The organism is Streptomyces sp. NPDC006140 (assembly GCF_040628815.1).
Classification (GTDB): domain Bacteria; phylum Actinomycetota; class Actinomycetes; order Streptomycetales; family Streptomycetaceae; genus Streptomyces.
This window is the reverse complement of record NZ_JBEXTS010000002.1, coordinates 938,407-959,362: the sequence shown is the minus strand read 5'-3', so window position 1 is coordinate 959,362 and position 20,956 is coordinate 938,407. Positions and strand designations below refer to the sequence as shown.

The 20,956-nt window shown below is 73.6% G+C and carries 18 protein-coding genes; 6 read left to right on the top strand and 12 right to left on the bottom strand.

Annotated features, from left to right (window positions below; translation table 11 throughout):
- Positions 1-84: 84 nt before the first annotated feature.
- The 12 genes from ABZ386_RS09490 to ABZ386_RS09435 all read right to left on the bottom strand — a co-directional run bounded on the left by ABZ386_RS09490 (position 85) and on the right by ABZ386_RS09435 (position 13,892).
- Positions 85-1,341: a nucleotide sugar dehydrogenase gene (locus ABZ386_RS09490; RefSeq protein WP_351344457.1), complete on the bottom strand. Its 1,257-nt coding sequence runs from the start codon at positions 1,339-1,341 to the stop codon at positions 85-87.
- A 72-nt stretch (positions 1,342-1,413) separates the two neighbouring features.
- Complete coding sequence (locus ABZ386_RS09485) at positions 1,414-3,036, bottom strand: class I adenylate-forming enzyme family protein (RefSeq protein WP_355724380.1); 1,623 nt, start codon at positions 3,034-3,036, stop codon at positions 1,414-1,416.
- Positions 3,033-4,772 (bottom strand): CoA transferase, encoded by a 1,740-nt coding sequence (locus ABZ386_RS09480; RefSeq protein ID WP_358964434.1) that lies wholly within the window; start codon positions 4,770-4,772, stop codon positions 3,033-3,035. The genes ABZ386_RS09485 and ABZ386_RS09480 overlap by 4 nt, the downstream gene beginning before the upstream one ends.
- The gene (locus ABZ386_RS09475; RefSeq protein ID WP_351344448.1) at positions 4,769-5,596 is read right to left on the bottom strand and encodes a methyltransferase domain-containing protein; all 828 of its coding nucleotides are present in this window, start codon (positions 5,594-5,596) and stop codon (positions 4,769-4,771) included. Before ABZ386_RS09475 ends, ABZ386_RS09480 begins: the two co-directional genes overlap by 4 nt.
- Before the next feature lie 39 nt (positions 5,597-5,635).
- Positions 5,636-7,228: an AMP-binding protein gene (locus ABZ386_RS09470; protein WP_358964432.1), complete on the bottom strand. Its 1,593-nt coding sequence runs from the start codon at positions 7,226-7,228 to the stop codon at positions 5,636-5,638.
- On the bottom strand, positions 7,225-8,604 hold the full coding sequence (locus tag ABZ386_RS09465; RefSeq protein ID WP_358964430.1) for an NAD(P)/FAD-dependent oxidoreductase: 1,380 nt from the start codon (positions 8,602-8,604) through the stop codon (positions 7,225-7,227). The genes ABZ386_RS09470 and ABZ386_RS09465 overlap by 4 nt, the downstream gene beginning before the upstream one ends.
- Entirely contained in the window at positions 8,601-9,578 is a 978-nt protein-coding gene (locus ABZ386_RS09460) for a UbiA family prenyltransferase (RefSeq protein ID WP_351344439.1), read from the bottom strand. Before ABZ386_RS09460 ends, ABZ386_RS09465 begins: the two co-directional genes overlap by 4 nt.
- The gene (locus ABZ386_RS09455) at positions 9,575-10,729 is read right to left on the bottom strand and encodes a DegT/DnrJ/EryC1/StrS family aminotransferase (protein ID WP_358964428.1); all 1,155 of its coding nucleotides are present in this window, start codon (positions 10,727-10,729) and stop codon (positions 9,575-9,577) included. The genes ABZ386_RS09460 and ABZ386_RS09455 overlap by 4 nt, the downstream gene beginning before the upstream one ends.
- A complete protein-coding gene (locus ABZ386_RS09450) occupies positions 10,726-12,000 on the bottom strand; it encodes a DegT/DnrJ/EryC1/StrS family aminotransferase (RefSeq protein WP_358964426.1) in 1,275 nt (424 codons plus the stop codon). Before ABZ386_RS09450 ends, ABZ386_RS09455 begins: the two co-directional genes overlap by 4 nt.
- A 162-nt stretch (positions 12,001-12,162) precedes the next feature.
- Positions 12,163-12,693, bottom strand: a complete 531-nt coding sequence (locus tag ABZ386_RS09445; protein ID WP_351344430.1) for an EF-hand domain-containing protein — start codon at positions 12,691-12,693, stop codon at positions 12,163-12,165.
- A gap of 106 nt (positions 12,694-12,799) precedes the next feature.
- Positions 12,800-13,189, bottom strand: coding sequence for a hypothetical protein (locus ABZ386_RS09440; protein ID WP_351344427.1), 390 nt, complete (start codon positions 13,187-13,189; stop codon positions 12,800-12,802).
- 163 nt (positions 13,190-13,352) lie between these two features.
- Complete coding sequence (locus tag ABZ386_RS09435; RefSeq protein ID WP_351344424.1) at positions 13,353-13,892, bottom strand: EF-hand domain-containing protein; 540 nt, start codon at positions 13,890-13,892, stop codon at positions 13,353-13,355.
- A 553-nt stretch (positions 13,893-14,445) separates the two neighbouring features.
- Here ABZ386_RS09435 and ABZ386_RS09430 point away from each other — a divergent pair.
- Genes ABZ386_RS09430 through ABZ386_RS09405 form a run of 6 tightly spaced genes read left to right on the top strand, consistent with a single transcriptional unit; the run spans position 14,446 to position 20,948 of the window.
- Positions 14,446-15,498, top strand: a complete 1,053-nt coding sequence (locus ABZ386_RS09430) for a hypothetical protein (protein WP_356617616.1) — start codon at positions 14,446-14,448, stop codon at positions 15,496-15,498.
- A complete protein-coding gene (locus tag ABZ386_RS09425) occupies positions 15,488-16,456 on the top strand; it encodes a sugar phosphate isomerase/epimerase family protein (RefSeq protein WP_358964425.1) in 969 nt (322 codons plus the stop codon). Before ABZ386_RS09430 ends, ABZ386_RS09425 begins: the two co-directional genes overlap by 11 nt.
- A complete protein-coding gene (locus ABZ386_RS09420; protein ID WP_358964424.1) occupies positions 16,449-17,840 on the top strand; it encodes a M20/M25/M40 family metallo-hydrolase in 1,392 nt (463 codons plus the stop codon). The genes ABZ386_RS09425 and ABZ386_RS09420 overlap by 8 nt, the downstream gene beginning before the upstream one ends.
- Positions 17,837-19,072 (top strand): Ldh family oxidoreductase, encoded by a 1,236-nt coding sequence (locus ABZ386_RS09415; protein ID WP_358964422.1) that lies wholly within the window; start codon positions 17,837-17,839, stop codon positions 19,070-19,072. Before ABZ386_RS09420 ends, ABZ386_RS09415 begins: the two co-directional genes overlap by 4 nt.
- Entirely contained in the window at positions 19,069-20,034 is a 966-nt protein-coding gene (locus ABZ386_RS09410; protein ID WP_358964420.1) for a Gfo/Idh/MocA family oxidoreductase, read from the top strand. The genes ABZ386_RS09415 and ABZ386_RS09410 overlap by 4 nt, the downstream gene beginning before the upstream one ends.
- Positions 20,031-20,948, top strand: a complete 918-nt coding sequence (locus tag ABZ386_RS09405) for a carboxymuconolactone decarboxylase family protein (RefSeq protein WP_358964418.1) — start codon at positions 20,031-20,033, stop codon at positions 20,946-20,948. Before ABZ386_RS09410 ends, ABZ386_RS09405 begins: the two co-directional genes overlap by 4 nt.
- The last annotated feature ends 8 nt before the right edge of the window (positions 20,949-20,956 follow it).

Sequence of the window (20,956 nt, the reverse complement as noted above, 5' to 3'; positions counted from 1 at the left end):
CCGTCCAGCGGCCTGGTGACCGACCGCGCCGTCCGGCGGACGGTCCGGCACTGGTAGGCCTCGCCGTCGCAGGGCGACAGGACGTCAGAGCTGATGGGCGCCGGTGCCCCGCAGCCGGCCCCGGGTGTCCAGCAGCAGGGGGGCGTGCTCGGGCAGTCGGTCCAGGGGGACGGTGTCGTGGTCCTGCAGCAGGATCGTGAGGGCCGCGTCCGCGGCGGCGGCCAGTGCGTCGGCGGCGCGGTCCACGGGTTCGCCGTCCGGCGCCCAGGCGTCGACGAGCGGGTCGTGGTAGGCGACTCGGGCGCCGTGCTGCCGCAGGAGCCGGGCGATCGCGGCGGCCGGGGTGACCCGCAGGTCCGCGCAGTTGCGTTTGTAGGTCACGCCGATCAGCAGCACCCGGGCATCCCGCAGGGCCCTGCCGTGCTGCCGCAGCAGGTGCTCGGCGCGCCGCACGACGTGTGCTGGCATCCCGGCGTTGACCTCCTGCGAGAGTTCCACCAGGCGCAGCGGGGTGCCGGCGGCGCGCGCCCAGTGCGAGAGGTAGACGGGGTCGACCGGAATGCAGTGTCCGCCGACCCCCGGTCCGGGCCGGAACTCCTGGAAGCCGAAGGGTTTCGTGCGGGCGCAGTCGAGGGCGTCCCACACGTCGACTCCCCACGCCCTGGCGGCGATGGCGAGTTCGTTGACCAGGGCGATGTTCACACTCCGGTAGGTGTTCTCGAGGAGTTTCGCCAGTTCGGCCTCCCGTGCGGAGCCCGCCTCCACGACCCGGTCGCACAGCCGCCGGAAGAAGTCGGCCGCGGCCGTCGTGCACCGTGGGGTGTATCCGCCCACGACGCGCGGGGTGTTGCGCACGCCGAAGGTGCCGTTGCCCGGGTCGATGCGCTCCGGTGAGAAGGCGAGGGCGAAGTCCGTGCCGGCGCTGAGCCCGGAGGCCTGTTCCACGATCGTCCGGACGACGTCGTCCGTGGTGCCGGGGAAGGACGTGGACTCCAGGATCACGAGGGTGCCGGGCTTGAGGCGGTCCCCGATGGCTGAGGCGGCGCGTCGCACGTGGGAGAGGTCGGGGCCGCCCGTGGCGTCCAGGGGGGTCGGGACGCAGATCACGGCCACCGAGGCCTCCGCGAGGGGGCTCCCGTCGGCGCAGGCCCGGAAACCGGCGTCCAGCATGGCGGCCAGGTCGGCGTCGGTGACATCGGGGACGTGTGAGCGGCCCGCGTTCAGGGCCGTGGTGACGGACGGGTTCTCGTCGATCCCCGTGACCCGCAGGCCGGCGCGGCACGCCTCCCGGGCCAGCGGGAGACCGGTGTAGCCGAGTCCGATGACGGCAACGCTGTTCATGTCGCTCCCTGAAAGGCAGGGTGTCGGTGCGGAGGGACACGTCATGGGGCGGGCCCTTCGGGTGGTGGACGGTCAGCGCGGGCCGGAGGTCTCACGGGCGGCGAGGAGCGCCAGGGTCCTGCGGCAGATCTTGCCGCTGGGGCCGAGCGGCATCTCCCTGACGTGCAGGAGGAGTTCGGGGAGCTTGCGGCGTTCGAGGCCGCGCTGGGACTCCAGGAACCGCGTGAGTTCGCGCAGGTCCGGTGGGCGGGCGCCCGGCGTCTCGCGGACGCATGCGCACAGGCGCTCCCCCAGTTCCGGGTCGGGCACGCCGACGCAGGCCACCTCCGCCACGGCCGTGTGGGCGCCGATCTCGCGTTCCACCTCGGCCGGGCTGATGTTGTAGCCGCCGCGTACGACGATCTGCTTGATGCGGCCCAGGACGTGGAGCCGGCCGTGGGCGTCGAGGAGCCCGCGGTCGCCGGTGCGGACCCAGCCGGTGGAGGTGCGGTACCGGGCGTCGAGGCCGGGGTCGGCCACGTAGCACAGCGGTGTCATCGGGCCTCTGGCGCAGATCTCCCCGGGCTGTCCGGTCGGCGCGGCGGCGCCGGTGTCGTCGATGATGCGGATCCGCGCCACGGCCGGGTCGGGCAGGCCGGTGCCCGTCTCGGGGCGGAGCCCGGTGGCGGCGGTGTGGCAGTTGACGCCGTCGGATGATCCGTACACGGTGATGACGGGGCGGCCGAACCGTCGGCGGCAGGCGTCGGCGGTGGCGTCCGGGAGGGCCGCGCCGCTGGAGACGACGGCCCGCAGGCCGGTGAAGTCCTCCTGGTGTGCGGGCGGTTGCTCGGCGATGCGGTGGAGCATCGTGGGCACACCGAAGACGTGCGTGGGCCGGTGTTCGACGATCATGCGGAGCGCCGCGGCCGGGTCGAAGGACTCCTGCAGCAGGAGCGTGCCGCCGAGGGCGGCGAGCGTGACGGACGTGCCGCAGGAGCCGAAGGAGGACGCCAGCGGGACGAGGACGAGGTTGCGCATCGGGCCGTGCCCGTCGTGCAGGGCGCGTACGTAGGCGGCCCGGCCGCCGGCCATGGCGTTGTGGGAGTAGGCGGCCATCTTGGGTTCGGCCTCGGAACCGGAGGAGACGAGGATCCGGGCGGGTGCCTCGGGGTCGACGGGGCGGGGGACGAAGGGCCGCCGGGCGGGTGCCGCGAGTGACTGCGTGGTTCCCCGGCCTTCCCCGAAGGTGAACACCGTTTCGAGGTGCGGGAGATGGGCTTGCGGCACCGCGTCGGAGGGCTCGTCGACGATGAGCGCGCGGGCGCGGGCACGGCCGAGCAGGCTCACCGGGCCCCGGCTGCCGGGCCCCGGTGGATAGGGCAGGGCGACCGCGCCGACGGCGGCGACCGCGAGTTCCGCGGCCACCGCGTCGCGCCCGTTCGGCACCCGTACGGCGATGATGTCCCGTTCGCCCAGGCCGTGTTCGGCGAGCCGGGCGGCGATGTGCCGTACCCGGGTGTCGAGCGTGGCGTAGTCCAGCGCGCCCGCCGGGTCGATGACGGCCGTCCGGCCGGGGTGACGCCGTACGTGTGCGGAGAAGAGCGTGTAGAGGTCGCGGTCGGGGCAGTGGCCCTGGGTGACCCAGGCGCGCCGCAGCCGGGCCGGCACCAGGTCGCGGATCTCGATGCCGGCGTTCGATGTCCATCGGGCCCTCATGAGAACTCCCAGGGTGCGAGGGGGGCGGCGTACTCCCCGACGGTCAGCGCCGGTGCGAACGCCGGGTCGCGGGCCAGGTCGTCGAGGCCGGTGCACACCGGTGTGGCGGGCACGCCCGCTGCCGCCAGCCTGGGCAGCCAGAGCGCGGTGGGCAGCGTCCGGGCCCGGGAGGCGATCGCGTCCGCGTCCGCCCCGGCGCCGAGGCCGAGTGCCCGGGCGAGGCGGTGCGGCCGCTCGCGGGCCTGCGGCCCCGGCCAGAGGTAACCGTCACTGGTCGGCAGCGGGCGGCCCGTCGCTCCGCGCCGCCGCCCGCGGGGAACGAGGGCGGCGGCGGAGTAGAGGGAGGAGTCCACCCGGCAGCCCCGCCCGGTGCGGAGCCGGGCCACCAGCGCCGCCAGCACGCCCTGCGCGCAGACCAGCCCGCCGAGGACGTCGGTGAGCGTCATCAAGGAGGGTGCGGGTGGCTCGTCAGCGGGCCGGACGGCGGCGGCGAGGCCGCTGTGCGCCTGGACCAAGTAGTCGGTCCCCACCGGCGGTGCCGGCCCCAGGGCGTCGCCCCAGCCGGACGCCCACGCGTACACCAGCCCGGGGCGGGCGGCACGCAGGTCCTCGGCGTCCAGTCCGAGCCGGGCCGCCTTGCCCGGGGCCCAGTTGTGCAGGAAGACGTCGGCCTCGGACACGAGTGCGCGGACCGCCCGCCTGCCCGCCGGTGTGGTGAAGTCGGCCTCTTGGACGGTCTTTCCGGCGTTGAGGGCGCTGAAGCGGGCCGAGCAGGTGCCCGCGAGGGGAGGGATGCCGCGCATCGGGTCACCGCCCGGCGGTTCGACCCGTACGACGTCGGCGCCCAGGAGCCGCAGGATGTGACCGGCCATGGGCCCCTGGACGCGGCGGGCCGACTCGACGACCCGGAGGCCCGCGAGCGGGGCCCCGGCCGTGCGGTGCGCGTCTGCGGCGCGGGCCCGGCCGCCGGTGGGGGCGCCCGGTGCGGGGAACGGCGTGAGCGTCCACGGTGGGGTCGCCGTCGGCGGGAGGGGATCGTCCCGTACGGGCAGGACGGCGGCTCCCGAGCGGTCCGCCGCCGCGCGGACGGCCGCGAAGGAGGCGCGGCGCGCGGTGGCGGCCAGGCCGGGGGGCAGCGGGCAGGTGGCGGTGGCGAACCGCTGCTGGAACGACCGCCAGCCGCGGCCGGTCTCGGCCCGGTCCGCGCCGAGCGTCTGCCAGAAGCCCAGCCACCGCTCGGCGTCGAGGGCTTCGAGTTCGAAGCGCACGCCGTCGGCGGAGACGAACGGGCACCCCCCGGGCAGGAGGACCTCCTCCGGACGCCCGTCCTGCGGGTCGTCGCCGTCGGCGGTCGCGGCCGCGAGGTACTGGGCGAGTGCCAGCAGCGCGGCCTGGCTCACCGAGGTCCGCACCTGACTGAGGCCGGCGCCCGCGGCCCGTGCGAGGAGGACCGCGCAGACTCCCTGGGCGGCGAGGACGCCCGCGACCGTGGAGGCGTAGTCGACGGCGAGCGGGGCCGGGTGTCCGGCCGCGCGGCCGTGGACGTGCATGATGCCGCAGGCCGCCTGGACGGCGTGCTCGTCGGCCAGGGGGAGCGGCAGCGGGCCCTGCCAGTCGATGTGCCGGCCGACGGTGGCGGTGGCGGGGTCGTCCACCAGGTCGAGCAGGTGTGCGGCGACCCGGGCGGCCACCGGCGTGGTGGCCGGGGCCTCGGCGTGCGGCGCGCAGAGCGTCATCGGGTGCCGCCCCGCTCGCCGGGCCGGGGGCGCCGGCCATGGACCGAGTAGATGACACTGGACGCGGCGCAGAACGACGGGTCCCGCATCAGCGCCCGGACGTCCGCGAGTTGCGTCTCGGTCATGCCGGCGGCGAGGAGTCCGTCGCGCAGGTGGTAGGTGTGGTTGAGCTGCATCCGCAGGCCCGGTGACCCCGGGGTGCGCAGTTCGATGCGGGGCCGGGGGTCGATGTCGACGAGCCCCGCGGCCCGCATGGCGGCGGGCGCCTTCCGGGCCCAGTGGGGGTCTCCCCCGCCGGCGCGCATGACGGCGCACTTGGCGTCGAGGAAGGCCGTGTAGAGCCGCGCGGACTCCTCGTCGGGGGTGAGCAGGGGCGGTTCGTAGGAGGCGTCGAACTCCTCGATGTGCAGCCATCCTCCGGGTTTGAGGGCGTGGACGAGCTTGTCGAGGACGGCGAGCCGTTCGGGCAGGTGCTGGAGGACGAGGCGGGCGACGACCAGGTCGAATTCCGCCTCGGGGAGCGGATCGGTCACCACGTCGTGCTCGACGGCCGTCAGGCACGGGCCGTCCTGGACGAGGTGTGGCCTGAGGTCGGTCGCCGTGACCTCACCGGTGGGTGCGACGCGTTCGGCGAGCCATCTCGCCACCGTCCCGCTCCCGGAGCCGATGTCCAGGCACCGCCAGCCGGTCGTGACGCCGGTCTCGGCGAGCCGGGCGAAGGTCATCGTGTCGTAGGCGTCGGTGAGACAGCGGTGCAGTGCGTCGTTGTGCTCGCTGTCGTTGTCGAAGACGTATCCCGGGGCCCGGCCCAGGCTCTCGCGCATGTGTCTCCCCCTGTGCCGTCCCAGGCACTTGTCGCGTCTTCAGGTCCACCGGCCGGAGCCGGAGGTGTCGCTGCGGCCGGTGAGGCGGTGCAGCAGCTCCCCGCGCCGTACCTTGCCGGTGCCGGTGCGCGGCACCTGGTCCCAGGTGAGGGCGACCGGCTCCCGCAGGGGCGGCAGATCCCGTACCGCTTCCTTCCAGCGGGCCCGGTCCAGGGCGCCGTCGGCGGTGACGACGACGGGCAGCGGGTCCCGGCCGGGCTCGGCGAGGACGACGCACTCCAGGGCCTGGGGCAGCCGGGTCTCCAGGAGGTCCTCGGTGCGCAGGCAGCTGAGCTGCGGAGTGCGGTCCACCTCGCGGTCGAGCAGGTCGATGCTGCCGTCGCCGTTGCGGACGCCGATGTCGCCGGTGTTCCACCAGGTGCCGTGCCGCTTGGCCGACCAGCGGTCCTCCTCGCCGACGTAGCCCAGGGCGCAGGCGGCGGTCCTGGCCAGGACGAGGCCCGCCCGTCCGCGCGGCAGGGGCCGGAGGGTGTCGGGGTCGACCACCCGCAGCCGCGTCTTCACGGGCACCGGGCGTCCGAGGTTCCGGGTGCCGGTCCCGCTGGACGTCCGGTGGACGGAGCGCCGGGTGTGGAAGTGGAAGGTCAGCGGTCCCGTCTCGGTCTGTCCCCATCCCTCCAGCCACACGGGGCTGCGGTGCCGGCTCGCCCTGAGGTAGGCGCGGACGGTGGGGGGATGCATGGCGTCGTACGTGCTGATGACGAGGCGGACGCGCCGGAACGGGTTGTCCAGCCCTTCCGTCAGGGGCTGGAAGCGGACGAACGAGGCGGGCAAGGCCTCCAGGACGGTCGGCGGGTGGGCGCGCAGCACGGGGTCGGCGAGGTTGGGGTCCTGGGTGGTGATGATGGAGATCGCGGCGGGGCCCATGGACAGGGCGCTGGCGGTCCAGCAGAACGTGCGGCCGTGGGCGAACGCGCTCGCGTTGACGAGGGTGTCGCTGCGCCGCAGTCCGATCCGCGGCAGCCGCACGCTCTCGAACCGGGCGAGCTTGCCGATGATCGTGCGGGTCGAGTGCACGACCAGTTTGGGCACTCCGGTGGTGCCCGAGGTGTGGTGGATGACCAGGGGTTCGTCGTCGTGTCTGCGGTGGGGTCCGGGGGCGGTGTGTCCGCGGACGTCGTCCATGCCGAGCGTCCCGGGCAGGGCGCCGTCCAGCACGAGCGTGGCGCGGGCGGCGGCGGCCAGGTCGGCGCCCTCCCGCCGGCCGCGTTCCAGCACCTGGGCCGTCGTGACCAGCAGGGCGGGGGTGAGCCGGGCCAGGAGCGTCCGCAGCACCTCCCCGGACAGGTGGGCGGACAGTTGCGCGGGGACGGCGCCGGCGCGCACGGTGGCGCAGGCCAGCAGGTCGTAGTCCCAGTGGTTGTCCTTGACGATGGCCACCCGGTCTCCGGGGCCGGCCCCCGCTGCGGTCAGCCAGCCGGCCGCGTCCCGTACGAGCGCGGCGAGTTGCGGGAGCGTGTAGTGGGTCCGGGCGTCCGCGCCGATGGTGAAGGGCCGGTCCAAGTGGACCTGCGTGCCCATGCGTTGTGCGGCGCATTCGTCGAACAGGACGCCCATGTCGTGCGGTTTCACGAGAGGTTCTCCTCGACGGTGCGGGCGGCCGGGCGCGTCGGGCCGGTCGTCCTGGGCGGTCGCAGTCGGCTGATGACCCGTGAGGCCGCGAGGGCGCCCGAGCGCACGGCTCCCTCGCTGGCCGGCCGCAGCATGACCCAGTCGCCGGCGTACTCGACCGGCCGTGCGGGGCGGGCCATGAAGCGTGCGCGTCGGCGCAGGGCGTCGGGGGTCGCCTCGGGCAGGCCGTGGGTGAAGGCGTGCACGAAGCGGCGCCCGGCGGCCGTCTCCAGACCGGGGACGTACCGGGCGGCCGCCCTGACGAGCCGGTCGGCCGTCTGCCCCTGCGGCGCGTTCAGCAGTTCGGGGATGCGGCGGGCGTCGGCCATCAGGGTCAGCAGTCCCCTGCCGGCGGGTGCGCGGCCGGGGTGCTTGGCGTGGTCGACGATGATCGCGGAGAGTACGTCGTCCTCCGCGTCCGGTGTCAGCAGGACGTAGAGCGGCTTGCGGGAGGCGGGGGCGAGCGGCCGGTCCAGCAGGCAGCTGACCTTGAGTGTGGGGGTGAAGGTGCAGGCCGTCAGGAACGGAAGCTCGTCGGCGGGGGCGTTGGCGTGCAGGCGTGCCGCGACCGGCGCGGGTACGCAGAGGACCGCGGAGCGGGCCGTGAGGGTGTCGTCCCCGACGCGCAGCCGTACGGAGCCTTCCTCGGTGACGACCTCGTGCACGGGGGTGCCGGTGACCACGTCGAGTCCCTCGGCCAGCCGCCGGGCGAGCAGGTCCATGCCGTCGCGGTACGTCCGCCAGCCGGCGGCCGGTCCGACCGACAGCAGCAGGCTGAGCATCGGGGCCGCGGTGGAGCGTGCCGTGTCCCAGCCGAAGAAGCTGCCGGCGACGGGCTGGAGCAGGTAGTCGTGGACGTCCCGGTGGTAGCGCCGCGCGAACTCCCGGACCGTCAGGGCCCGTGCGGGGGTCCGTTCGGGGTGGTCGGCGTCGAACGCGCGGCGGTGGGTGCCCGCCCAGGCCAGGAGCCGGGCGAGGTCGAACCGGGCGCGGGGCGAGAGCCCGGCACCGGTGAGCACCGCGGAGGGGTCCGCCACGCCGGGGTGGGCCCGTCCGGCGCGCCACACTCCGATGGACCTGCCGATGCGTGGCACGTCGTGGTCCGGCACCCCCAGCCGGGCGAGCAGTTCCCAGGTCGCGCGGTAGCCCTGGTCCGAGATCTGTTCGGCGCCCTCGTCGATGATGTAGCCGTCCTGCCGGAAGCTGTGCATCCGGCCGCCGACGTGCTCCTGTTCCTCGAAGACCCGCACCTTCAGGCCCGCGCGCCGCAGTTCGTGGGCGGTGGTCAGTCCGGCCATGCCCGCGCCGACCACGGCCACGTCGAGATCAGGGCTCATCCGGCGGCCCCGGCGCCGACGATCAGGTTCGCGGTGATCAGCAGCACCGTGCTGACCCGGTGCGCCGGGAACCCGAGCTTGCGGGCGCGCATGATGTCCCCCTGGCGGAATCCGGTGAGGTACTGCCGTAGGCGCAGCGCGGTGACGGGCAGCATCAGCAGCACGAACCACCAGGGGGCGATACCGGCGGCGGAGGCGACCGCGCCGATCAGGAACTCGGCCGCGGACAGGGCGCCGATGAAGACGGCGTTGCCCTTCGGCGAGACCAGGCAGGCGACGGTGAGCCGCCCGACGGCCCGGTCCCCCGGGATGTCGTTGGTGTTGGAGTACACGCCGAACAGCAGCGGACCGAAGCCGAACAGCACCCCCTGCACCATCACGAACCCGGAGAACTGGCCGGCTGCCAGCCCGTACGCCGCCATCACGAGCGCCGCGCCCAGCCCCGCGAGGAAGACCTCCTGGAAGCCGTGGTAGCTGATCTTCAGCCCGTAGGAGTACTGCACGGACACCACGAACAGCACCACGATGAGCACCACGGTCCAGGTGGGCCGGTACGGGGCGGTCGCCACGGCCGCGGCCCACAGGACGGCGCCGGCCGCGGCGGTGGCCCAGCCGAAACCGAGTGCTTCGCGCAGGGTCAGGGTCCCCGCGACGAGCGGCTTGCGGAGTTTGTTGCGCAACGGGTCGTCCGGGCCGTAGTTGGCGGCGTCGCTGCCGTCGCGGTAGCCGGTCACGTCGTCGAGGGCGACCATCGCCACGATCACGAAGACCGCGCCGAGGAGGAACAGGGCGAGCGTCGCGATCGTCGCGGTCGGCAGCTCGGAGAGGGGCAGCAGCACCGCGGACAGCGCCACGGCGACGCTCGGGTAGTAGTCGTAGACGTCGAGTTTGCCCAGTCGGGCGTAGCTGCGCAGCTTGCTCTCGGGGCGGGTCGTTCCGGACGTGGAGGGTCCGGCCTCGGTGCGGGTCGTCATCTGCTCCGCTCCTTCGGGTGGGTTCGGTCAGCGGCTGCCGCTCGGCCGGCGTAGGCGCAGACCGTGTCCGCGATGTGTTCCACCTGGGCGTCGGTCAGGCGCGGGTGGACGGGGAGGGCCAGTTGGCGCCGGGCGGCGCTCTCCGCGTGCGGCCAGCTGCGGCCCGGGGGCGCGAACCGGGCGAAGGCCGCCTGGTGCGGCAGCGGCAGGGGGTAGTAGACGTGGCTCTGGATGCCCCGGTCGGCCAGGTACCGCTTCAGGTCGTCCCGCTCCTCGGCGAGCAGCGAGTACACGTAGAAGCAGCGGCCGTCACGGCCGGGCGGCGGGGGCAGCACGCCACGCTCGCGCAGCGGTGTGAAGCGCTCGGTGTAGTAGTCGGCGATGCGGGCCCGGCGCTCCAGCCGGGCGGGGAGGCCGGGGAGGCGGTGGAGCTGGAAGGCCGCGAGGACCTCGTCGAAGCGGCTGTTGTAGCCGGTGCGCGGGTAGACGAACCGCTCGCTCTGGCCGTGGTTGCGCAACGAGCGGACGGCACGGCCGAGTTCGGGGTCCATGGTGACGACGGCGCCGCCCTCGCCGGCTGTTCCGAAGGTCTTGACCTGGACGAAGGAGAACACCCCGGCCTCTCCCCAGGTGCCGGCGGGGCGGCCGTCGAGGACGCCGCCCTGGGCGACCGCCGAGTCCTCGACCAGGCGTACGCCGTGCCGCCGGGCGATCTCGCGCATGCGGGGCATGTCGGCCATCACCGAGAACATGTGCGCCGGCATGACGGCCCGGGTCCGCTCGGTGATCGCCTGTTCCACCTCGTCGGGGTCGGCCACCATCGTCCACGGGTCGATGTCCGCGAACACCGGCGTCGCCCCCAGGTTTGCCACGGTGTTGGCGAGCGGGGCGCAGCCGTAGGCCGGTACGACGACCTCGTCGCCGGGGCCGATGCGTATGGCGTGCAGGACGAGGGTCAGCGCGGAGGTGCCGCTGGAGCAGGCCACGACGTCGGCGGCGCCGAGCGAGGTGCGCAGGGCTTCCTCGAAACGGGCGGTGTGCTCACCGAGGAGGAACCGCTGCTCCGGCGCGGTGCCGACGGCGTGGACGAGGTCCAGCAGCACCTGCCGGTCGTCCTCGAAGAGGTCCGGGGCGAAGAAGGCGATCGTCACGCCGCCCTCCCCGTAGCGAAACGGCGGACGAGGTCGCACACCGTGTCGACGTCGTCGAGGCTCATGTCGGGGTACAGCGGCAGGGCGATCGTGCGCTCGCAGGCCGTCTCGGCGTGCGGGAAGTCGCCCCGGCGGTGGCCCAGCGGGGCGAAGCACTCCTGGAGGTGCAGCGGGACCGGGTAGTACGTCTCGGTGCCCACGCCGTGCCCGGCCAGGTAGGCGGCCAGTGCGTCACGCCGCTCGACCTCGACGAGGTAGACGTAGAAGACGGGGTCGGTCCGTGCGGTGCGGGGCACCACGGTGGGCAGCCGCAGGACGCCCGGTGTGCCGGCCAGCCGTTCGGTGTAGGCGGCGGCGAGGAGGGACCTGCGGGCGATGTCCTCGTGCAGGCGGGTGAGCTTGGCGAGCAGGACGGCCGCCTGGATGTCGTCCATCTTGCTGTTGACGCCGTTGACGGTGGTCTCGTTGCTGATGCCGGGGAAGTGGGCCAGCGTACGGCCGTAGCGCCCGTGGTGACGCAACGCCCCTGCTGTCTCCGCGAGGTGGGGGTCGTCGGTGAGGATGGCCCCGGCGTCCCCGATGGCGCCGAGCGTCTTGGTGGGGAAGAACGAGAGCACTCCCCCGGCTCCGAGCAGCCCGGCGTGCACGCCGTCCCACCGCATGCCGATGGCCTCCGCGCTGTCCTCCACCACCGTCAGTCCGTGCCGGCGCGCCAGGTCGAGCAGCGGGTCCATGTCGGCCAGCTGGCAGAACAGGTGGACGGGCATGATCACGCGGGTGCGCGGGGTGATCGCGTCGGCCGCGGACTTGGGATCGAGGGTGTAGGTGACGGGGTCGATGTCGGCGAAGACCGGCCGGCCGCCGGCCAGCACGACGGCGGAGGCCGAGGCCACGAAGGTGAACGCGGGGACGAGGACCTCGTCGCCGGGTCGCAGGCCGCAGGCGCGCAGCAGCAGCACGAGGGCGTCGGTGCCGCTGTTCACCGCCACGGCGTAGCGTGCGCCGGTCCACTGGGCGAGGGCTTCCTCGAACCGGGCGACCTGCCGGCCGTGCGAGAACTTGCCGTCGTCGAAGACCTCGACCAGGCGGGACCTGATGTCCGGCCAGAGGGTTTCGAAGGTCCGTGCCTGGGTGAAGAAAGGCACCGGCCGCGAGGCGCCGGCCTCGGTGCCGGCCGGCACCCCGGCCGAGGTGCCGGCCGGGGTGCCGGGAGCGCCGGACGTCGCCATGCCGCGCCCGCCGTTCCTCTGTCCGGAGAATGCGTCGTGCATGGTTCCTCTCGTGGCGGTGGTGGCGGAGGCGAGCCGAGCGCTCGGCGGGAACGGGGCGGGCAGGACATGCGACGGCGCTCCCCGGGCAGGACCTGGGACGGCGCTCCCCGGCGGGCCGGGGGGCGCCGGACGCGGGAGCGGTGCCCCGTCGTCGACAGGCGGTCAGAGGAGGGCGAAGTCCAGGTCGCCGGAGTGGTAGCGGTGTACCGCCGCGATGAGCTCCTCGACCGACAACTGCCCGTCACCGTCGCTGTCGATCAGCTCGAACGCCGTCTGCGCGGTGGCCTCGTCGCTGCCGATGGCGTGCATCCAGCGCTGGAACTCCTGGGGGCTGACCTGGCCGTCACCGTCGGTGTCGCACAGGTTCGCGATCGCGCCGATCGTCGGGCGCAGCACCTCGTCGAAGCCGTCCTGCCCGCGCTCCAGCACCTGCTTCGCCGCCACGGCCGCGAACTCGCCGAAGCTCAGCGTCCCGTCGGGGCCGATTCCGGCCTGCCCCGCCAGGTGGTCCCACATACCGAGGTACGCGTCGGTGAGGGCCCGGCCCTTCGGAGAACTCTCGCTTTCCCCGAACGAGGCCAGAATGCGCTGTGCCTCCTCGGCCCAGTCACGGCGCTCGATGGTGCCGTCGCCGTTCTTGTCCCACATGTCGAATCGGCGACGCAGCCGCTGTTCCTGCACGGAAGTGGTCACGTTATTCCTTTCCTTTTTCCTTCTCTGGACACGCGGTTCAGATACTTACCGGGGCAGGCCCAGCCAATCCACTCACACGAGTGATAAAGACAATGGACCTCGTTTCTCAGTCCCGCCGACTCGACAGCAGGACACACCCCGATACAACAATCGGGGCCACCTGGGAGATGAGCTGCCCGACCACGTCCGCGGTGCCGAAGCGCCCGAGATGCGCGACGTGGAAAATCAGGTGCGGAATCGTGAAGCCGAGGCATCCGAAGGCCGCCGCCCGCACCAGGCGCCGCTCCGGGACGACAGCGGCCGAAATGAGAACAGCCGTCAGGCCGAGCGACAGAGCGCCGAGATCGCGCACCAGATGTTCGTTGTACGGCGGGAATCTGGTCACCCACCCGAGGCCCGGGAAAGGGAACTCGCCGTAGAAGGACCGCGGCGCGAAGAGAGCCCACAGCCCGGGCAGTCCCTGCCCCAGCGCGAGCAGCACGAGGGCGGCACGCACGAGGAGGGGTCTGGCCGGTGGCGCCGGCGGGCCCGCCGCACCGGCCGGTCGTGACCCGTCGGGCCGGGCCCCGCCCCCCGGGTCCACGGGGGGCGGCAGGGTCCGCGGGCGGGGGGCCGCCCGGAGCGTCTCGCGCCCGGATCGACCCCGGCCGGCCTGCGGCTCAGACACCCAGCAGCGGGGCGTCGAGCTCCCCCGCGTGGTACCTGCCCACCGCGGCGACGAGTTCCTCGACGGACAGCTGCCCGTTTCCGTCGGTGTCCACCTGGCCGAACACCTCGTCGGCGTCGACCCGGTCGTTGCCGATGGCGGCGAGCCACTTCCGGAACTCCGCCGGGTCGACCTGCCCGTCGCCGTCGATGTCGCACAGGTCGACCATCGCTCGGATGCTGGGCCGGAGCATGGTGCTGAAGCCGGCCGCGCCCTGGCTCAGCATCTGGGCGTCGGCGATCGCGACGAACTCGTCGGCCGACAGGGAGTCACCGGGGTCGCGGCCGGCCTTCTCCATCATGTAGTCCCACATGTGCGGGTACGCGTGCAGCAGTGCCTGGGCCTTGGGTGAGCCGTCCGGCTCGCCGAAGGCCTCGACGATGCGCCGGGCCTCCGCCTCCAGGTCCCCGCGTCGGACACGCCCGTCGCCGTCGGTGTCGTACAGCTCGAAGCGCTGCCGGAGGCGCTCGACCTGGGCAGTCTTGTTGGACATCTCACTCCTCGTCGTCGGAAAAACTGCGGCAGGGAGATGGAAAAACCCGAGCAGAGGTCCGGGCGATCAACCGCCCCACGCAAGACGAATTTGCAATTCCTCGCTGCAAGCTACATGGATAGTGGCAGCCGTCGACGCCTGTCAATGGAGGGCGGGATCACCCGAACCGCAGAAACATTTTTCTTGGAAGCGTGAGCCCTCCCCCGCGGCCGATTGTTTTCGCCCGCGGGTTCGGCTGCCCCGGCGGAATCGCCCTGGTGGACGGAACATGCCGGGAAGATCGCGCCCCACCGCCGCTTCCGACGTTCATTCCAGCCATCTTCCCGTCGACCGCAGAACTGGCGAGCAAAGGCGAAGAACGCCACCATCGGATACGATGCGTCGAGGCCGCGACAACGCAACCCGCGCCCCTCCCGTCGCATATTTCACGAGAACCGCTGTGCGTGTTTCCCGGGGCGTCAGAATGGGTATGCAGATCGTTTTCAATTCACCCGAGCCCGATTCAACGCTCGAAGTATTACTTTCTGAAAAGACGCACAAGGGGGGTCTAGACGTGCTGTGCACGTTGATCGTCGGCTTGGGCCGCGCCGGCCTGGGACTGCATGTGCCCGTGCTGTTGCGCGCGCGCTCTCAGGCCCTCGCGGCTTTCGCCGACCATCCGATCGTGGGCGTGGACCCCGGGAACGGCTCCCCGCCCGGGCAGCGGGACCTGCTGATCGCCGATTCACTGCGCCAGGCCTGCGATCTCCTGGACCCGGCGCGCACCGTCGTCCATCTGTGCACTCCGCCCGCCGTGCGCGTCGAGGTGCTCCGCGAGGTCGCCGCCCTCGGGTTCTCGCGGATCCTGGCGGAGAAGCCGCTGGCCGGTGACCGGGAGGCGCTCCGGAGCCTGCTGCGCCTCGCGCGGGAGCACGACCTGCGCCTGTCGGTGGTGGCCCCCTGGCTGCACAGCGCGCTGACCCGGCGCCTGGTCCGGCTGGTGGGCGACCGGCGGCTCGGCGAGGTGCGTTCCGTCTCCGTCATCCAGCACAAACCCCGGTTCCGGCGCTCCCTCGGCAGCGGCAGCCACACCTCCGCCTTCGACGTGGAGGCCCCGCACGCGGTGGGCGTCCTCCTGCGCCTCCTGGGCGACGCGCGGGTGCACCGCGCCACCGGCACCGACCTGCGGGTGGGGCCGGTGACGGTGCCGCGCATGGGCGGCGCGCACCTCGAACTGCTGCACGCGGACGGGATCCGCAGCGAGGTGCTGTCCGACCTGTCCGCACCGGTACGCCAGCGACGCATCGCCCTGGACATGGCGGGCGGCAGCGTCGTCGGACACTACGCGGTCGGCCAGGACGACGACTTCGCCCAGCTGGAGATCACCCGTGACGGCCACACCACGCGCGAGGTCTTCCCCGACGACTCCCTCAGGTCCTGCCTGACACAGGCCTACCGCGGCTTCGCCGCCGGCGGGGAGGGGACCGGCCCCGACGACCTCGGCCTGCACGTGCGCACGGTCGAACTGCTCGACGAGGCGAAGCGGCTGGCCGCCGGCGAGCAAGCGGCCGTACCACCCACCGGCGGCAGGCCCCGCCGCAAGGAGGCGATCACCCATGGCCGTTGACCACCCCTCTGGAGCGAACCGCCTGCGACCCCGGTCCGGCGCGACCGGCAGCGACCGCACCGGCCAGGCCGCACCCGGCATCCGTTTCGCGGGCATCGGGGACGAGGCCGCGGCGGACCTCACCGGGCAACTGGACGCGTTACGCCAACTGGGCTGGAACGCGATCGAGTTGCGCAACGTCGACGGCGTCGCGGTCGCCGACCTGGACGACCGGGCCTTCGCCGCCCTGGCCGACCGGATCACGGCGGCCGGCCTCGACGTCGTCTGCGTCGACTCCCGGATCGCCAACTGGAGCCGGCCGGTCACCGGCCGCTTCGAGGACGACGAGCGGGAGTTGCGCGCGCTGGCCCGGCGCTGTGCCGCCCTGGGCACCCGGTACGTCCGGGTGATGTCCTACCCCAACGCCGGTCTGGACGAAGAGGAGTGGGGCAGGCGGGTACTGGCCCGGATGACCCTGCTGGTCCGGCAGGCCGAGCAGCACGGGCTGGTGCTGCTGCACGAGAACTGCAGCGGCTGGGCCGGCGCCCGGGCCGACCGGATGCTGGAACTCCTGGACCGGGCCGGCGGCCCCGCGCTGCGGCTGCTGTTCGACATCGGCAACGGGGTGCCCTACGGCTACGACGCCCGCGCGCTGCTGGACGAGATCATCGGCCACGTCGCCCACGTGCACGTCAAAGACGCCCGCACCGGACCGGACGGCCACGTCGCATACACACTGCCGGGGGACGGGGAATCGGGTGTGCGCTCCTGCCTCGAGGCCCTCCTCGATCACGGCTACACGGGGGCGTGGTCGATCGAACCGCACACCCACCTGCGGCCGCACCAGGACCACGACACCACCGGCTCCGACGGGGTGGCGGCGTTCGTCCGCTACGGCCGGCACCTGGAGCGGCTCGTCCGGCAGGACGTCCTGCCCGTCCACGCCCCCGTCGCCGACGGCGGGAGGCGGCATGACTGACCTCCCGGCCGCCCTGCCACCTCCCGCACGGCTGACACCGGCCGATCACGAGCTGCTGCTCCGCCTGCTCGACACCCCCACGGCCGGACCGCTGGAGACGGGCGACGCGGGCCCGGCCGTGTCCCTGTGGGAGGCCGGGCGGACCTACGCGGCGGCCGCGGCGCAGCTCGGTCTGAGGGTGCTGCGCCACGCCCCGGCGGAACCAGGCGTGCTGTGCGGGGAGGACGTACCGCTGATCGTCCGGGAGGCGGCGCGGGACGAGACGTTCCTGGCCCGCCAGCCCAGCCTGGTGCTATGCCTCGGTCCGCGGCTCCCGCGGCGGGACACGGTGATGTTCAACGTCCACCTGGACACCGTGGCCGGATGGTGGCCGGCCCACTTCGACGGACGGCGCTTCACCGGCCGGGGAGCGATCGACGCCAAGGGCCCCGCCGTCGCCCTGCTCGCCGGCATCCGGGCGGCCCGGGCCGCGGAACCGGCCCTGGGCAGCCGGGTCGGCGTGCTCGTGCAGGCCGTCGCGGGTGAAGAGGGCGGCGCCATGGGGACGTTCGGCACCAGGCCGCTGGTGGAGGCCGGGTTCATCGGCGGGCTGAACCTGTTCTGCGAGCCCACCGGGCACCGTTTCCTGCCGCGCTCGACGGCGTCCATGACGGCCGTGGTACGCGTCGAGGGCGAGGACGCCGTGGACGATCGCCCCGAGGCCGGGCACAACGCGACCGTGCTGCTGGGGTACGTCAGCCACCACCTGGCCCGCGCCCTGCCCCCGCGGATCCGTGACGGCAGGGTGTGCGTGGCGGGCCTGCACACCGGTGAGCGGCACAACAGGGTCTACGGCACCGGCCGGCTGCTGCTCAATGTCTCCTACGGTTCACGGGCGGCCGGCGAGGCCGCCGAAACCGCCCTGCGGGAAGCCCTGGACGAGGCCCTCGCCGCCTTCTCCGCCGGGGCGGCCGGCACCCGCGACCTGGCCAGGACCGCCGCCGACGCGGCCCGGATCACCTCGCTGCAGTGGGCCAAACGCGGCCTGCCCGCGCTGGACGGCCGAGGCCGCGCGCCGTGGGCCGAGGAACTGCTGGAACGGCGTGCGGGCCTGGCGCGCTGGCCCGACGAGGAACCGGCCTTCACCTGCGACGCGATCTGGATGGCGGAGGTCCCGGACGGCTACACGGCCGTCTTCGGCCCGGGCGACCTGGACACCAACCGGGCCCACGCCGCCGGCGAGTACGCCGACCTGGCCGAACTGGACCGCTACGCCGACGAGATCGCCCGCCTTCTCGTCGCCCGCGTCCGCCACCCGCCGCCCGGCGGCGGTACCGCCGAAGAAACCCACACCCATCGAGCTGCCGCGCCCGGCGCGGCCGAGGACAGGATCTCCGCCCGATGACCTCGACGGCTTCCACCACCTCCACCACCTCGAAGACCACCAGGGCCGCGACGGACGAGTCGCCTCGCTCCGGCCCGCGTGTCGTGCCGCCCCGGGCCCCCGGCGACGTCTCCGTGCGCGTGCCGTACCGGGACCTTCTCGCCTTCGTGGCCGGGGTCCTCGTCGGCCGGGGACTGCCCGAGAACCGCGCCGAAGCCGCCGCCGAGGCACTGTGCCACGGCGACCTGACCGGCTTCACCAGTCACGGCGTCACCAACCTCACCCGCCTCTATCTGCCACTGCTCGACTCGGGCCGGTGCGACCCCAGGGCGGAGCCGCGGATCGTCGCCGACCACGGTGCCTCCGTGCTCCTCGACGCCCGTCGGGCGCTCGGACTGTGGGCCGCCGGCGAGGCCATGGAGCTGGCGGTCGAGCGTGCCCACCGGTACGGGGTCGGCATGGTCTCGGTACGCGGCGCCACGCACTTCGGCTGCGCGGGCCACCACGCCCTGCGCGCGGTCCGGCACCACATGGTGGGCCTGGTCACCGCCAACTGCGGACGGCAGCGGATCGTCCGCCCCGTCGGCGGACGGTCCCCCCTGCTCGGCACCAACCCCCTCGCGCTGGCCGCCCCGGCCGGGGACCGGCCGCCGTTCGTCCTGGACATGGCCACCACGGTGGCCCCCACCGGCAAGGTCCGGGCCGCGGCACGCGCCGGACAGCGCGTGCCCGAGGGCTGGCTGCACGACAACGACGGTGCCCCGGTGACCGACCCGGCCGCCTTCGACCGCGGCGAGGCGCACCTGAGCTGGCTCGGCGGCACCCCCGACACCGGTGCCTACAAGGGTTTCGGGCTGGGCCTGCTGGTGGAGGTGCTGTCCGCGCTCGTCCCCGGAGCCGGACTCGGCCCCTCGGCCGCGGTTCCGCAGGCGGCGGAGGCCAAGGCGGGCGGCCCGGACGACGACATCGGCTGCTTCCTGCTCGCCGTCGCCCCCGGGCGGCTCCGCTCCGAGACGGAGTTCCTCACCGACGCGGCCGGACTGTTCGGCGCCCTCCTCGACTGCCCGCCGGTCCGGGCGGACGAGCCGGTGCGCTACCCCGGCTGGCCGGAGGACGCCCGCTGCCGCGACCGGCGTGCGAACGGCGTGCCGCTCGGCGCGGCCCTGCACCGGGAACTGCTCGACCTGGCACGGCAGAGCGGTCTCCCCTTCCCGGCACCGGGGGGACCCGCCGAGGCGGGGAGCCCGGCATGACGACGCCCCGACCTCCCCGCATCGGCCTCATCGGCCTCGGAGTCATCTCCCGTTTCTATCTGGCCGCGCTCGAACGCGAGGCGTGCGCGCGGCTGGTGGCGGTGTGCGACCTGGACCAGGACCGGCTCGCCACCGCCCCGGCCGGGGTGCCGCGCTACCGCGACCACCGTGAGCTGCTGCGGGACGCCGACCTGGACGCCGTGGTGGTCAACGTGCCCAACGACCTGCACCACCCGGTGTGCGGGGACGCGTTGGCGGCGGGGCGCGCGGTGTGCGTGGAGAAACCCCTCGCCACGCGGCCGGAGGACGGCCACCACCTCGTGCGGCTCTCCCGGCAGCACGACGCCGTGCTGTTCACGTCCTTCCACCGCCGCTACAACAGCGAGGTGCGGGCGCTGCGCGGGCGTATCGTCTCCGGCCCGCCGATCGCCTCGCTGACGGTGCGCTACGAGGAGACGATCGAGGAACACGCCGGCCGGGACCGCTGGTATCTCGACCCGGAGCGCTGCGGGGGCGGCTGCCTCGCCGACAACGGCCCGAACGCGTTCGACCTCGTGCGCCTGTTCCTCGGCGATGTCCGGGTGACCGGGGCCACCGTGCGCCGCGACGCGCGGGGGGTCGACCGGCAGGCGCGGGTGCTGCTGCGCGCCCCGTCCGGTGCGGAGGCCCGCGTGGTGCTCGACTGGTCCCGTCCCGGCGAACGCAAGACGGTGGAGGTACGCCTCGCCGACGGGACCGTGGACCGTGCCGACATGCTCGCGGGCCACCGGGAGTTCAAAGGGTCCCTGTGGCACGAGTACGTCGGTGTCCTGCGGGACTTCACCGACGTCCTGGCCGGCCGTCGCGCGAACGAGCCGGACGGCCTGGCCGCTCTGGAACTGGTGGCCGCCGCTTACGCGCACGAAGGCGCCGGACGCCCCCGCATCCGCCACCGCCCCCGACAGGAGGAACGCCACGCATGATCCCGGGAGAGGACGGCGCCAAACTCGCCGTGTCCGGACAGCTGGTGAAGGTGCTCACCCACCGGCGTGACGACCGGGGCATGACCCTGGAGGGCTTCGCGAGCCGCTGCGTCCGCCGGGGCGAGGTACATGAGCTGGTCACGACCGATCACACGGAGGCCGCTGCCGGTGCCCGGATCGACCGGGTCGGCTTCCTGGGCTTCGTGGAGATCGGCTGCGGCGGTGTCATCGACCGGGGCGACGAGGTCTGGGCGGGCGGGGGCCGGGTGGGGACGGTCCTGGGCTTCGACGCCTGTCACTTCCCGAACCACTACAACATCCTCATCACGGTGCCCGAGCCGCTCACCGGCCCGCAGTTGGGTCTCGCACCCGAAGCCGAGGTCAGGTTCGAACAGCGGGCCGAGGAGCGATCACCTGGAGCCTCCATGAACCCTCGTATCAACCTCGCCGAGCTCGAACCCGCCGCCTATCAGGCCATGGTGGGCCTGGAACAGTACCTGGCGTCGAGCCCGCTGCCGGCGCCGCTGCGTGAGCTGGTCAAGCTGCGGGCCAGTCAGCTCAACGGCTGCTCGTTCTGCGTGGAACTCCACCGCCACCAGGCCGGGAACGGCGGCGAGACCGACGAACGGCTGTCCTCCCTCGTACGCTGGCGTGCTTCCCCCTGCTTCAGCGCGGCCGAACGTGCCGCGCTCGCGCTGACCGAGGCCGCGACCCGCCTCGGCACGGAGGGCGTCCCGGATGCCGTGTGGGACGAAGCCGCCGCCCACTTCGACGACCGGCAGCTGGCAGCGCTCGTCATGACGGTCGCCACCGTCAACGCCTGGAACCGGATCGCCGTCAGCACCGGCCTGGCGGCGAAGCGAGCAGGAGGTTTCCGAGAGCACACGGAGCCGCAGGGCACCCACCTCACGTAGGTCGAACA

Bases quoted from the DNA above. Each gene is read 5' to 3' on its own strand.
- ABZ386_RS09490 (WP_351344457.1), bottom strand. From the start codon at position 1,341: ATGAACAGCGTTGCCGTCATCGGACTCGGCTACACCGGTCTCCCGCTG.
- ABZ386_RS09485 (WP_355724380.1), bottom strand. From the start codon at position 3,036: ATGAGGGCCCGATGGACATCGAACGCCGGCATCGAGATCCGCGACCTG.
- ABZ386_RS09480 (WP_358964434.1), bottom strand. From the start codon at position 4,772: ATGACGCTCTGCGCGCCGCACGCCGAGGCCCCGGCCACCACGCCGGTG.
- ABZ386_RS09475 (WP_351344448.1), bottom strand. From the start codon at position 5,596: ATGCGCGAGAGCCTGGGCCGGGCCCCGGGATACGTCTTCGACAACGAC.
- ABZ386_RS09465 (WP_358964430.1), bottom strand. From the start codon at position 8,604: ATGAGCCCTGATCTCGACGTGGCCGTGGTCGGCGCGGGCATGGCCGGA.
- ABZ386_RS09460 (WP_351344439.1), bottom strand. From the start codon at position 9,578: ATGACGACCCGCACCGAGGCCGGACCCTCCACGTCCGGAACGACCCGC.
- ABZ386_RS09450 (WP_358964426.1), bottom strand. From the start codon at position 12,000: ATGCACGACGCATTCTCCGGACAGAGGAACGGCGGGCGCGGCATGGCG.
- ABZ386_RS09435 (WP_351344424.1), bottom strand. From the start codon at position 13,892: ATGTCCAACAAGACTGCCCAGGTCGAGCGCCTCCGGCAGCGCTTCGAG.
- ABZ386_RS09425 (WP_358964425.1), top strand. From the start codon at position 15,488: ATGGCCGTTGACCACCCCTCTGGAGCGAACCGCCTGCGACCCCGGTCC.
- ABZ386_RS09420 (WP_358964424.1), top strand. From the start codon at position 16,449: ATGACTGACCTCCCGGCCGCCCTGCCACCTCCCGCACGGCTGACACCG.
- ABZ386_RS09415 (WP_358964422.1), top strand. From the start codon at position 17,837: ATGACCTCGACGGCTTCCACCACCTCCACCACCTCGAAGACCACCAGG.
- ABZ386_RS09410 (WP_358964420.1), top strand. From the start codon at position 19,069: ATGACGACGCCCCGACCTCCCCGCATCGGCCTCATCGGCCTCGGAGTC.
- ABZ386_RS09405 (WP_358964418.1), top strand. From the start codon at position 20,031: ATGATCCCGGGAGAGGACGGCGCCAAACTCGCCGTGTCCGGACAGCTG.